The 14,384-nt window shown below is 47.7% G+C and carries 9 protein-coding genes; 6 read left to right on the forward strand and 3 right to left on the reverse strand.

Annotated elements, in window-relative coordinates:
- Positions 1–180: hypothetical protein (locus OXH39_08015; protein ID MCY3550393.1), on the forward strand; the 180-nt coding region annotated here is incomplete at its 5' end.
- A gap of 156 nt (positions 181–336) precedes the next feature.
- On the opposite strand, the gene OXH39_08020 is transcribed toward OXH39_08015, so the two are convergent.
- Complete coding sequence (locus OXH39_08020) at positions 337–1,593, reverse strand: Rpn family recombination-promoting nuclease/putative transposase (protein ID MCY3550394.1); 1,257 nt, start codon at positions 1,591–1,593, stop codon at positions 337–339.
- Positions 1,594–1,912: 319 nt separating this feature from the next.
- Positions 1,913–2,143, reverse strand: coding sequence for an IS3 family transposase (locus OXH39_08025; GenBank protein MCY3550395.1), 231 nt, complete (start codon positions 2,141–2,143; stop codon positions 1,913–1,915).
- Positions 2,144–2,168: 25 nt separating this feature from the next.
- Here OXH39_08025 and OXH39_08030 point away from each other — a divergent pair, with 25 nt between their 5' ends.
- The 3 genes from OXH39_08030 (at position 2,169) to OXH39_08040 (ending at position 6,305) form a co-directional block, all read left to right on the forward strand.
- Positions 2,169–4,145, forward strand: a complete 1,977-nt coding sequence (locus tag OXH39_08030; protein MCY3550396.1) for a fibronectin type III domain-containing protein — start codon at positions 2,169–2,171, stop codon at positions 4,143–4,145.
- A 206-nt stretch (positions 4,146–4,351) separates the two neighbouring features.
- On the forward strand, positions 4,352–5,425 hold the full coding sequence (locus tag OXH39_08035; GenBank protein ID MCY3550397.1) for an Rpn family recombination-promoting nuclease/putative transposase: 1,074 nt from the start codon (positions 4,352–4,354) through the stop codon (positions 5,423–5,425).
- Positions 5,426–5,774: 349 nt separating this feature from the next.
- Complete coding sequence (locus OXH39_08040) at positions 5,775–6,305, forward strand: hypothetical protein (protein ID MCY3550398.1); 531 nt, start codon at positions 5,775–5,777, stop codon at positions 6,303–6,305.
- A gap of 106 nt (positions 6,306–6,411) precedes the next feature.
- Here OXH39_08040 and OXH39_08045 read toward each other — a convergent pair whose 3' ends face one another.
- Positions 6,412–9,366 (reverse strand): winged helix-turn-helix domain-containing protein, encoded by a 2,955-nt coding sequence (locus OXH39_08045; GenBank protein MCY3550399.1) that lies wholly within the window; start codon positions 9,364–9,366, stop codon positions 6,412–6,414.
- Between the two features lie 1,360 nt (positions 9,367–10,726).
- Between OXH39_08045 and OXH39_08050 the strand changes: the two genes are divergently transcribed.
- Together OXH39_08050 and OXH39_08055 are read left to right on the forward strand one after the other, a co-directional pair.
- Positions 10,727–12,358 (forward strand): fibronectin type III domain-containing protein, encoded by a 1,632-nt coding sequence (locus OXH39_08050; GenBank protein MCY3550400.1) that lies wholly within the window; start codon positions 10,727–10,729, stop codon positions 12,356–12,358.
- A 326-nt stretch (positions 12,359–12,684) separates the two neighbouring features.
- Complete coding sequence (locus OXH39_08055; protein ID MCY3550401.1) at positions 12,685–14,247, forward strand: fibronectin type III domain-containing protein; 1,563 nt, start codon at positions 12,685–12,687, stop codon at positions 14,245–14,247.
- Positions 14,248–14,384: the final 137 nt, after the last annotated feature.

Here is a 14,384-nt window from a genome sequence, read left to right on the forward strand (position 1 = left end):
CAAGCACTCAAGGAGATGGAGGATCCAAGAGTTTTACGGAACGTGCTGCTTGAGACGCTCGACTGGGATGCCGCTACCTACATCAGAAGTGAGTGGACAGTTCCGGCACCCGCACCTGCTGCCCCGTCTCTGATCAAAAAGACCGTCGTTGGCACATGGGCAGATCTGAAAAAACAATGATTAGAACTTTACCCCAAAATTGGTAGGTGCGGTTTCCAACCGCACCGGATCCCACCAAAAACCTCTTAAAAAATCCGCGTCATCTGTGTCATCCGTGAAAATCCGCGATTCAGACAACAGAAGCCGCTACCATCTTGTGGAAGTTTATGGGGTGGGTTATGTGTTGGTCCGTTTCCGGGTTGATGTCCGGTCCAATGCTTCTTGGAAATCACGAAAACTCGACACCAATGAAGCGTTCAGGTTCAACTGCTTCAAGCGGTCAAGGTCAACAATCATTTCAAGAGACGATTTGAGGCGATTGACATCCACATCAGTGAATCGCGTTGTTAGGGTTGCTATGGTGTTCTCAATCGTCGTTTCGCGCGCACCGCGTTCTATGCCTTGCTCTATGCCTTGCTCAATACCTTGCTCTATGCCTTGTTGTAGATAATGTTCTGCCAAAGTCTGCATGAGTTCTGCCTCCTGTTTCGTGAGTCCGAAAGTTTCCTGGTGCTCAGAGAGAATCTGCTCTAACATCTCGCGTTCTTCACTTGAACGCTTATGGAAGATGAGAAGATGAAGAAAGTAAATCGCCTGCTTCCAGGTTTCCGCGCTGTCTTCAGCACTCAGGGTGCCGAGATGTTCACCGAATCGCTCTAACGCTTCTATAAAAACCGCAGGCTCAGCGTCTTGACGTTTCAGGAGCGTCAGAAGCCAACCCAACGGATGACCCGTCTTGAGAAAAGTCGCATCCGGTTCGGCACCGATACCCAGAAAAAGCGTCTCAAACTTCGGGATAAAACGTAGCAGTGCCTGCGGAACATCCATCAATGTTTCCAGGGAGACCGGGAGCGACTGCCATTCTTGTTGCCCTGTGTAAAACACCACTGGAATGATCGGACGGAAACGCCACTCCCGCTTCGGAATCTTCTCAGCAAGCCACTTTTGCCGCTGTTGATCCCAAATCTGACACATATAAAACAGCAACCGAAACCCCATCGAAGGGTCCGGCGTGGATTGATGTTCAAGCAGAATGTAGATCATCACCTCTGTTTGATCAACACCCTGAAAAGGCACCAGAAACACCAGGTCCGATTCTTGTTCTCGGAGATTATCGGCGATAAAGGTGGTATTGACGCGTTGAACCTGACTAAAATCCAAGGCGTTGACGATGTCACTGCCGATGATCTGAAGCAACTCCCGGAGGTTGTCGCTATTTGCCAAGAGCCATTTCGCACTCCGGTCGGGGAACGTTCGCAACGGTTCTCCTAAGAAACTTAAGATTTCCTCAACATCTGTTTCTAACACAACACCGTCCTCATCGCGCCTCGGGACCGGTCCCCCAAAGACTTCCACCAAAAGAATAACACCCGTGCGCTGCGTATAATAAAGATTTTGCAGTCCGCTTGGAACTATTATACCCTGATTTCCCATTGGAAGTCAACCTTTTTTCCACTTTTCAATCGCGGATATTTAGGGTAAATCCTATGAAATATATCGACAATGCGGTCTTGGGAAAAGTCGCGTCCATCGCAAAGTGTTAGATAAAGTCATTATTATTTTGTTATTTATCTCAAAAAATATGACCGAATACAACACTCGAATAAACCCTTATAATAATTGACTTTATCGCACTTTTTAAGTTGATTAATACCGAAATTTATGATACCATATACATTAACAAATGTGAAACTTCTGACACAACGATCCGCGCAAAACTTCACAAAGATGACGATTGTAGTGCCAACGCTAATTAGGGCCGCAATTCCGTAAAGTTAAGACAAGTTTTTTTGCTGAAATCTGCTTTCATCAATCGGGCAACACGTCGATAACCGACAGTGTATCCCATGCGCACGAGCATCTCGGTGATACGCCTATACCCGTATGTCGGATAACGTGAGGCTAACCGGTGTATCTTATCACGTAGGGAAACCTCATCAGAGGGGTCGCTTTTGGATTGATAATAGAGAAGACTAATGACCACTCAAAGCTTCACAGAGGGGACAACCATGCCAAACGAGCACATCGATGCCAACATCCCCAAAACGATTTCCCCGCGACGCCTCCGTCTCACACGGCGTGTTGCGTCGCGGGCGATTTTTGTTGGTGTCTTACTGATACTCACAAGCCTGTTCACAATTGAAGGGGTTGCCACGGTACCAGGAGTCCCTACCGGACTTACAGCAACAGCCGGTGATCGTCAAGTTAAACTCAGCTGGACAGCCCCAACCGATATAGGTTCTTCCCCCATTAATGACTATACCATTTATTACTATACCACCGATCCCAATGTAATTACTGAGATTGAAACTGGAGAGGTTTCAACCACCACCACTTTAACTGGACTGACAAATGGAACTTTATATACTTTCATGGTTAGCGCATGGAATGATAGTGGATTCGGATCGGAGTCATCGTCAGCAACCGCAACACCTAACATACCTACCCCTACCGGATTTACAGCATCTTCAGGAGAAGATGGTCAAGTTACGCTCGACTGGACAGCTCCATCATTGGTTACTGTTACCCGCTATGAGTATAATCAAAACGGTGGGACTTCTTGGACATCTACAGGGACTACCACGAGCGCTACTGTAACTGGACTGACAAATGGAACTCAGTATACGTTTAGTGTTAGGGTTGTGAGTGCGAATGGAAATGGAACGGCATCTTCTTCAGAAACAGCGACACCTACCATAGTCGCACCCACAGGACTTACAGCACCTTCAGGAGAAGATGGTCAAGTTACGCTCAGCTGGACAGCCCCCTCTGTATCTACGATCACGGGTTACCAATACAAGCGGGATACTGAGAATTGGGCATCTGCTGGAACTTCTTCGCCCTATACTGTCACTGGATTGACAAACGGAGTTACATATAATTTCCGTGTTAGAGCAGTTGGGACGGGTGGAGGTGGAACGGCATCTTCTTCAGAAACAGCGACACCTACCATAGTTGCACCCACAGGGCTTACAGCAGCAGGAGGTGATGGTCAAGTCACCCTGAGTTGGACAGCCCCATCTGTATCTACGATCACGGGATACCAATACAAGAGAGATAGTGCAAGTTGGGTATCTGCTGGAACATCTTCGCCCTATATTGTCACTGGACTTGTCAATGGAGATTCATATACTTTCAAGGTCAGGGCAATAGGTGCAGGTGGAAATGGAATGGAATCTGGTTCAGCAACAGGAACGCCTACCGCACTACCACCGCCGCCGCCACCACCGCCGCCGTCAGGTCCGAATCCGCCGCCAGGTCCGAATCCGCCCGGCGATCTACCCGTCCAGTCGTCGCCAGGTCAGAATCCGCCCGTTAATCTACCTGTGGATACCAGCCCACAAACGCCACCCAAGCGCAAGATTATTATACAGGAATGTCCTGTTGGCTATCAGAGAACCGACAGGTTTGGCAGACCCACACAGCGTGTGCTTCTCTATGAAGTCAAACTACAAATGGATTTACAGAACCTTGTCTCTATCTATAAACCTGACTGGGTCGCGATCTATGTCCATCCAGACGAAGCACTTGAGAACTTGGAGGGATGGAAACTACAGGTCGCAGTCCCCTATAATCACCATAGAGATTATCTACTCACAGCGGAGAACTCCGTTGTTGTTGACGCAAACATTGAAGGGGTAGAAGGTGGCTTTGCATTCATAGAAAGCCCAGAGGAGGATCCGTTCCCGATGGTAGGCATGGGATTCACGGGAGCAACCGTTCCAGGCTTTGATTATCGTCTCTATGATGACACGGGTCGCAAGATAGACTTTGGCATCGCCTGCTACAAGCAAGGTGGTATTTTCCAAGCACTCAAGGAGATGGAGGATCCAAGAGTTTTACGGAACGTGCTGCTTGAGAGTCTCGACTGGGATGCGGCGACCTACATTAGAAGTGAGTGGACGGTTCCGACACCCGCACCTGCTGCGCCGTCTCTCGTCAAAAAGACCGTCGTTGGTACATGGGCGAATCTGAAAAAACAATAGTCAGAGATGTACCACGGATACGACTCGAGGCGTGATGGTAAATCGGGTTTCCACCGAATGCTATCACGCCTCTTTTTTTCCCAGGCAGTTGATTCCTGAGATTCTGAAAAAATAAGTGCAATTCGACAAGGCATACTACTGTAGAAAAAAGGTTGGCATATTTTTTACAGAACATGATATAATACCCTAAAATCTTCACACTTGAGGTGACACTTATACTGCGAGAAACACAAGACCTGACTTCTCAACACCAAGAACTTTACGACTTTTTACAGGAACAGATTGAACATTTTCCCGACCGAAGTATACGACGGTTGTTCCAAAACAAATTAAATGTTGAGGCGTTAGTCAAAATGATTGAACCCGATCTCGCCACACTCATCGATTTTGATGCCCTCGTGCCCGCGAGTAGTACTTTTATATCAGAGACACTTCGCGAACAGCAAGCAGACCTCCTCTTTAGTGTCCCATTCAGGAGCCGAGACACAAGTGAGACCCTGTTTATCCATATCTTGATAGAACATCAATCCACGGTGGATGAGATGATGGGGTTTCGGGTGCTGTTTTACATGATGCTGATCTGGGACAGATATCGTCGGGAATGGGAAAATCAAAATGCTCCGAAAAACAAGCGTAAACTTCCACCGATTTTACCGATAGTGTTTTATACTGGAGATCGCCACTGGGAAACCCCATTGGCACTTGAGGCGGTGATGGACATTCCGGCAGAGTTGTCTCGTTTCGTGCCGCGATTCGGAACGCTATTTTTAGGTGTAAAATCAGCAGATGTAGAGACATTGACAGGGAAAGGGAGCTTGTTGGGTTGGTTGCTGCGTGTACTTCAAAATGAGAATAGTGACAAGGAGTCGTTAAGTTGTGCATTAGTTGAAGCGGTATCGTTCCTTGAAAGTCTTGACGCGTCCGAGGCGTTGCAAAAGCGTGAGGCGTTAGTCTATTTGCTGATGCTGATCTTCCACCGGCGTCCTGTGGATGAACGAGAGGAATTGGTCCGTTTGGTAGAAGAACGAACATCTGATAAGGAGATTTCTACGATGGCAGAAACGACAGCAGAATTCCTACTTGCACGAGGTATTGAGCGTGGGGCGCGGGAAACCACTATTGAAAACATATTATCAGTTCTCACCGCACGGTTCCCGAGTGCCGATGTCAACACCCTAAAACCCGTACTTGAAGCGATTGCCGATCTGAACCGTCTGAAGCAGTTGCTCCTAAATGCTTCATTAGCAAATAGTTTTCAGGCATTCCAACACGAACTATAGTAGTTTAGACACTTTTTCAGACATGGCACTCCGCTGGCGTGCAAGAATCGCATTGGATGCTATCTATAGACATATTGCCCCGGAGTATGAATTTAAGAAAGTTTCTAAAGGAACAACCCGAGGTGTGGCAAGGAATGGATTTGGTCTATTCCCAGACCAAATCCCACAACCGCACCGGATCTCACCAAAAACCTCTTAGAAAATCCGCGCCATCCGGGTCATCCGTGAAAATCCGCGATTCAGACAACAGAAACCGCTATCATCTTATGAATGTCCTGTAGGCTGGCAGAGAACTGACAGATTTGGTGGACGCACACAGCGAGCACTTCTCTATGAAGTCAAGCTACAAATGGATTTACAGAACCGTGTCTCTATCTATAAACCTAACTATGTTGCCATCTATGTGCACCCAGACGAAGCACTTGAGAACTTGGACGGATGGAAACTACAAGTCGCAGTCCCCTATAATCACCATCGGGATTACCTCCTCACAGCAGAGAACGCCGTTGTCGTTGACGCAAACATTGAAGGCGTAGAAGGTGGGTTTGCCTTCATAGCAAACCCGGAAGAGGCACCCTTCCCGATGATAGGAATGGGCTTCACGGGGGCAACCGTTCCAGGCTTTGATTATCGGCTCTATGATGACACGGGTCGCAAGATAGACTTTGGCATCGCCTGCTACAAGCAAGGTGGTATTTTCCAAGCACTCAAGGAGATGGAGGATCCAAGAGTTTTACGGAACGTGCTGCTTGAGACGCTCGACTGGGATGCGGCGACCTACATTAGAAGTGAGTGGACAGTTCCGACACCCGCACCTGCTGCACCTTCGCAGGTAAAAGGGAATATCGTTGGCACATGGGCAAATCTGAAAAAACAATAGGAGGAGCTGCGCTACAGGTACCCAGGACTATTTAGTTTTCGATTCCGATAATGATTGTTCAAAACTTTACGGAGGAAACTACCATGCCAAATAGCCACAATAACTTTCATGCCTCTGGAAGTTTATAGACACCCCACTTGACCTTTATAATCACACCTGCCTCTACAAGACGCGTGAGTTCTGTATTTATGGATTTTGGATTTCCTTGAATCGCCGCCACGAATTCCGATGTTCTTTTCTCACCATCGGCGAGAAGTGCGAGAATTTGCTCGCGGAAAGTGACACGTGGCCTCCCCCTCAGCCTTTGCAACACTCGGTTCGCCTTCCTTTGGGAACATCCCAGAACCCGCTCTACCTCTTTTCTGCTGGATTTAACCGTCAGATTGTCGCGTTCCGTCTCAAATCGTTGACGTATCGCTATCACCTCAGCGAGTTTGTCCAATCCACCAGCGACATCAAAGTCTTCCCAGTCAAAAAGGAGCGTTTCAGGTCTATCGGTGATCTCAGGAATTCGCAACCCCGTAAGCAACATAACCTTCTTGTGTGCCAAACGGTCCAACTGAGCCAACTCTATAATCTTTGTGAATATACGGGTGACCTCTTTTTCATCAACACTCCGGACGCGCGCGTCTTTGTAACGGTAGGGTCTCGGTTCTATTTCATAAGAGAGGGGTTCCTCGTCGTTTCCAAACAGGATCTGTGTGCGGTTCAAAATGCGGCGTGCTCCCGTTTCCGGCATGCCAACCATCCAGATAACCTCTGCTTCTTGAAGGGCGGTTTCCAATCCTTCCGCCTCTTGAAAACTCGTCAAGAAACAGACGTTCCCATTTTTCGCGATATGCTTCAACTGCTCAATTGCATAGGCATGGGTGATAATCCCATGCTTAATATTTGGATCCCTTTCGATTTCGGCTTGAATTCTGGAAAAAATGTGCAGTCCTGTTTCAGACATCGCCATAATGTCCCAGGTGTTGCTGAAGTCTAAAATTGTCTCCCGTGGATAGATACCGGTCCGAATCTGAAAAACGCGGTTTCCGGGAACCCACGCCATCGGTTGCGTGCGAAGGATCTCAATTTCCTCATCCAAGAATGCTCGACGTAAATGTTCAGTGTAGAGAGCCGGGGTATTTACGAAAAGGTATCGGACGCTCGGATGCAGCACGGGCGGCACCCGGAACTGTAGGACTTCGTCCTTCCATCGCATCGGTGCATCAGCGTCCCGCGTATAATGGGCAAAGAAACGTTTGAGTTGATGCCAAAACGTCCAGCTTGGATCCGTATAAACCACTGGGGACGTTTGAATGTTTTCAACAGGTGCCGCATCAACGTGGCACATCTGTTGGATAATCTCTTCTTCCAGCCATTCAAACGTCTCGAGCACTGCTCGGACCCGTCTGATAGCGTCTCCATGGACTTTATCTCTGATTTCTACTGCATTCAGTAGCGCCAGCGCAAAGTTGCCTAAGGCGTTGCCTTGCCAATTGGCAATCCATGCCTTCAGTGTGGTTCTGGAGAGTTTGCATCTCAGAAAGAATTGATCCTCTCTGAAGATATTGAAAATACAGAGGGGTTGTGTTCCTTCGCGCGTTTCGAGAAGTTGTTCCACTATTTTTGCGTAGTGTGGGTCCGAAAACAGGTCAGAATTCCGAATATCTTTTACCTGATTCGAGAGATGCATCCGATCCTGCCCTTGTGCCACCGATCCCACACCTCGGTTTTGAAGAAATCGCGATGCTGCTGCCGCAAGATCACCACTCGGCACCTTTAAACAGATTGCCTTATTCCTACCCGGAACAGATGCGACTTCAGGGTCTGTCTCTGCGTCTGTTTCGGTAGTAAATCCAAGCACACGCACATTCCTATCGAAAGCACGCTGCACCTGAACGCGAAGATCTTCTGGCGTTTCGGACATCTTTTTTGTCGGTTTCGACGTGTGTAAGACGGGAGATGGACGTTTGAGTGCCAACGGACTGAGTGTCCCTTCCCGAACTGCAAGCACCTGATCATCTTCTATAGGGAGTCCTATCTTGGGAGTGGGGGGTAGGATGCCGGTATCCTTCCAAATATCTGTGATGAGCGTTGCCGCCATGGGGAGACCCGTATCAGCGGTAGACGCACAGAGCCACACGCCATCTTCATTCTCCCATAAGGATACCTCTGTGGTGCCAATGTCATCACCGTATTGCCGCCAATAGTGAAATCCATCTGCTTCTCTGACATAAGAAAATCCACGCTTGAAAAACGCCTCTTTGGCGAGATCAAGCGGACCCGATCCGAGAGAGTACGGCGCGTCCGGGATGCGCCACGTGTGTTGTAAACTTTGGAAAACCGGTTTGTGCAGCTTCGCGCGAAGGGGATCGATAAGTGCAAAGAGAACTTCTTCAGAAATCAGAGGCGGATCTAACAGATTTCCAAGCAGGATCTCATAACGCGCATCCCAGCAACTGTGTCCTTTCTCGCCCAAAATTTCAAGATATACATCGTATTCGCTGGGTTTCTCAGCTGAGGGTGTCTCCTTATAGATATAGAACCGTGCCTCTTTGGTGTTCGGGTGCAGGTACCCCCGTATCCTGCAAGAGAAGCGCAATCCACCTGACTTTGACAGCGTCAACAATGGGTTCGCAACGGCACTCACAAGTGCTTGAACGCACGCAAGAACGGCATCAGGCGCAGCACAGATGGCTTCGTATGTAAACTCGATGTCATGCCAGAGTGCTTCACGGCGTGCGGAGGGAATACCTGTATACACATGAATCCCCCACGACCTGCGCCATTGGGTGATCTCCCAATCTATCGCCTCTTGACGTTTCAAGAACCGTTCCCCCCCAAAAGACCGCGGGGGATGGTCACTTCCAGGGGCGCGCCCGATCGGCATAAAGGAAATGCCCGCCGCTTCCAAATCCTGTAGCATCACAGGGTACCTGTGCGCACAATGGACTGTGAAATGGTAAGGAAGTCCTTTGTAAATCAGAGGTCTTACGGTTGTCTTCCGTTGCTTAAAGGGTTTCTCGTGCCGTTGGTGGCAGCGTGCAACAATATTTTGCAAAACATCGGTTGTCATCGACCTACTTCCCTATTCGGTTTTGTTGTACCACAAACTTTATGAAGTTTAATAAAATGTTTGGGTAATTCTATGTTTCCCCAGACCCGGTAGGTGCGGTTTCCTAACCGCACCCATAACTATCAATTTTAGAAAGAACACATCGTCGGACCCCAGACCCCGTAGGTGCGGAATGTAATACAAGGAACGGATTTAGTCTAACCCCAGACTAAATCCCCCAACCGCACCGGGTTTTACACAGAAACCTTCAAAACCCTCTTGAATCCCGTAGGGATGGTATCTCTGTAGAAAACACGACCTCACAGACCTAAGCCCCGTAGGGGCGGCATTTGTGGAACACCATAAGGGTCAATTTTAGAAAAAACGCGTCATAGCATTGTAGGTTGGGTTGAGCGGAGCCGAGAAAAATGGTATGGACACCCCAAGCACATTTTACCACTCCATACGGTTCTATCAATCAAGAAGATAGCGAAACCCAACGCAAACCTACTGCCATGTTTCCAGCACTTGACGCAAAGAATGTTGGGTTTCGCTGGGTTTCTCTATGCATACGCGGGTCTATGAGGTTTGATATATGTTGAAATATCTCCCTTTGATTTTTAACACCGCTCAACCCAACCTACGGGACTCCGGACACACTAAATTGACACCTATGGTAAATATACTATCAAAAATCTTATTTTTCGTCAAAATTTTAAATCGACATACAACATTTCACATCTTCCCGACCCTCTATCCTTCGGGAACTCACCCAGTCCAATAGGACATTCCTGTCTCATCTTCCGCCGCCTCTGCTATGAAATATATATCCGAGATGTCTTGCAAAAAGTCGCATCAATCGCAAAGTGTTAGATAAAGTCATTATTATATTGTTATTTATAGTAAAAAATATGACATAATATAACACTCGCATAAACCTTTATAATAATTGACTTCATCGCACTTTTAATTTGATTAGTGCCAACATTTGTGATACCATATACATTAACAAATGTGAAACTTCTGACACAACGGACCACGCAAAACTTTATGAGGGTGACGATCATACCAAACGGACACATTATAGTAGAATCCGAAAATATGTTTACAGTTCGTCAGGGAACAAACCCTCACCGCTGCTGGCGAGGGAGTTTTTGCTTGGGTGTTTCCGCTAGTATCCTCGCCCTTGTGTTGGTGTATAAATAATTACAGGCTTTACTATAATATTCTTCAGAATACGGTATCAGCAATTATCGTTATGCTGGATTGTTCGCGCCCGCGCTGCTGTCTCGCACGGAGTGTCTCGTCGCGGGCTATTTTTCGTGTCGCATGACCCAACAAAACACTAATTCAATTCTAAAAACGACAAGGAGATTTAAAAATGAAAATAGTCATATCTTTCCTCATATTCATGAGCCTTTTGATAACTGAAGCCGTCGCACAGTTTGAGTATGATGCCTTTGGCGCACCTACAAATTTTAAAGCAACACCCGGTGACAGAAAAGTTACGCTGAGCTGGGGTTTTCCAAACGACGTAAACAGTGACGATATTACGAGTTATAGAGTTGACTTTTATGAAAACTCCGTTCAACAAGGACCAATTATTTTAAGTAAGACGGTCCACGGTACAGCTTTTACAGCAAATCCGTCTTGGACAAAAGAGGGCATTCTTACTAACAACGGAGACAACCTTCGTTTTAGGATACAAGCCAGGGTAAATCCACCAGGCCCTCAAAACACCAAGTTCTCAAAATGGTCCCCATGGAAATCAGGAACACCTAATATGCCTGCTCCTGCAAATTTCAAAGCAACTTTAGATGACGCAGCTATAGGTGATAGGACAGTTACGCTGAGTTGGACAGGCATACCTCAATTACCTTTTGCCACCACCAATCGTGATGTCACCGATTACGAATACAGTCAAAATGGTGGAGCAACTTGGATATCTATAGGTAGTACCAGCACGACCCATACTGTAACTGTGCAAAATGGAATTCAATATGCTTTCAGGGTCAGAGGTCGGCGTGGTTCTGAAGTACCAGGACTCCCTTCTCGGCCGGTAACAATAACACCTCTGATAGATGCACCAGGGACTCCGGGAACTCTGAACGTCCAAAGAGTTGAGGATACGGCTACTTTAACATGGAACCCCCCAAGTGACGCGGAAGAGGAACTTATTACCAGATATGAGTATAGCGATGATGGCGGATCGAATTGGAAATCTACTGACAGTGCTGACACAACATATACCGTCACCGGACTCGAAGCCGGAGAAACCTATACCTTCCTTGTCAGAGCCGTTTACGTAGATGGAACAACTTCACGCATTATCTCGCACCGAAGTAACACCTCTAACTCAGCAGTCCTCACATTCCCGAAACCGAACCGGCGGATTCTATTGGAGTGTCCTGTCGGCTGGCAGAGAACCGACGGCTTTGCGCAACCGAACCCGCGAGTCCTCATCTATGAAGTCAACTTGGAAATGGATTTACACAACCGCATATCTATCTATAAACCTAACTCTGTCGCCATCTATGTCCACCCAGACGAAGCACTTGAGAACTTGGAGGGATGGAAACTCAAAGTCGCAGTCCCCTATAATCTTCACAGAGAGTATCTGCTGACGGCAGAGAACTCCGTTGTTGTTGACGCAAACATTGAAGGCGTAGAAGGCGGCTTTGCGTTCATCGAAAACCCAGAAGAGGATCCCTTCCCGATGGTAGGAATGGGATTCACGGGGGCACTCGTTCCCGGTTTTGATTATCGTTTGTATGATGACACGGGTCGCAAGGTAGACTTTGGGATTGCCTGCTACAAGCAAGGCGGTATTTTCCAGGTGCTTAAGGAGATGGAGGATCCAAGAGTTTTACGGAACGTGCTGCTTGAGAGTCTCGACTGGGATGCGGCGACCTACATTAGAAGTGAGTGGACAGTTCCGGCACCTGCGCCTGCTGCGCCGTCTCTCGTCAAAAAGACCATCGTTGGCACATGGGCGAATCTGAAAAAACAATAATTTCGTAGCAAAAGTTTGTATCAAGATATACCGGTGAATGTTTCGACCTTCAGTTAGGTCCTGTAGGTTGGGTTGAGCGGGGTTGAAAATCAAAGGCAGATATTTCAAAATACATCAAACACAACAAACATAGCGGTAGGTTTGCGTTGGGTTTCGCTATCTCCTTGATTGATAGGGTGGTGTCGCGTGGTAAAATGTGCTTGGGGTATCCATATCATTTTTCTCGGTTCCGCTCAACCCAACCTACGATGCCATACGCTATTTTTGGTGTCGCATGACCCAACAAAACACTAATTCGATTCTAAAAACGACAAGGAGATTTAAAAATGAAACTCTTTATACCTTTACTCATACTCATGAGCCTATGGATCACTGAAACCGTCGCTCAGGTTACCCTACCTGGACCCCCTACAAATGTTTCAGCAACACCAGGGGACCGCCAAGTTACGCTGTACTTTTCACCTCCAAGCACTCTAGGCACTTACTCTAATAACTGGCGGTATAGGTACAGGTACACTGGCGCTTCCTTCTGGCGGAGTGTCAATAATGCTGAGAATTCCGAGGTACTCAGGGGAGTACAGTTCGTCAATGGAACTGAATATACAATTGAAGTTAGAGTAGTCACTGACGATGGTACCAATGATCACCCGGGACCCACCGTATTCCTAAAAGCAACACCCATGATGCCTGCCCCTACAAATTTCAGAGCAACCGCTGGAGATGGTCAAGTTACGCTGAACTGGACAACCATACCTCTATTACCTGATTTCCACACGAATCGTGATGTCACCGATTACGACTACAGTCAAAATGGTGGAGCTTGGACACCTATAGGTAGCGCCAGCACGAGCCATCTTGTAACTGGATTGGAAAATGGAAGGTCATATACTTTTAGGGTCAGGGGTCGGCGTGGTTCTGAAGTCCCAGGACGACCTTCTCGGACGGTAACTGTAACACCTTTGAGAGACGCCCCAGGGACCCCGGGAACTCTGAACGTCCAAAGGGATGAGGATACGGCTATTCTCACATGGAGTCCCCCAAGCGACACAGAAGAAGAAACGCCTATCCGATATGAGTATTCCGATGATGGCGGATCGACGTGGACATCTACAGGGAGTACCGACACCACATATACCGTAACTGGACTCGAACGCGGAGAAACCTATACCTTCCTCGTCAGAGCCGTTTACATAGATGGCGGAACTTCACGCATTATCTCACCCCGAAGTCGTTCCTCTAACTCCGCAGTCCTCACATTCCCGAAGCGGGTGATATATGAATGTCCTGTCGGCTGGCAGAGAACCGACAGGTTTGGCGGACCCACACAGCGCGTGCTGCTCTATGAAATCAAGCTACAAATGGATTTACACAACCGAATCTCTATCTATCAACCCATCCGGGTCGCTATCTATGTGCATCCAGACGAAGGGCTTGAGAACTTGGAGGGATGGAAACTACAAGTCGCAGTCCCCTATAATCACCATAGAGAGTACCTACTCACGGCAGAGAACTCCGTTGTCGTTGACGCAAACATTGAAGGCGTAGAAGGTGGGTTTGCATTCATAGAAAACCCAGAAGAGACACCCTTCCCGATGATAGGAATGGGCTTCACGGGAGCAACCGTTCCAGGCTTTGATTATCGGCTCTATGATGACACAGGTCGCAAGATAGACTTTGGCATCGCCTGCTACAAGCAAGGTGGTATTTTCCAAGCACTCAAGGAGATGGAGGATCCAAGAGTTTTACGGAACGTGCTGCTTGAGACGCTCGACTGGGATGCCGCTACCTACATCAGAAGTGAGTGGACAGTTCCGGCACCCGCACCTGCTGCCCCGTCTCTGATTAAAAAGACTATCGTTGGCACTTGGGCAGATCTCAAAAAACAATAATTAGGACTTTACCCCAAAATTGGTAGGTGCGGTTTCACAACCGAACCGGATCCCACCAAAAACCTCTTAAAAAATCCGCGCTATCCGTGTCATCCGTGAAAATCCGCGATTCAGACAACAGAAGCCGCTATCATCTT

The organism is Candidatus Poribacteria bacterium (genome assembly GCA_026702755.1).
Lineage (GTDB): Bacteria > Poribacteria > WGA-4E > WGA-4E > WGA-3G > WGA-3G.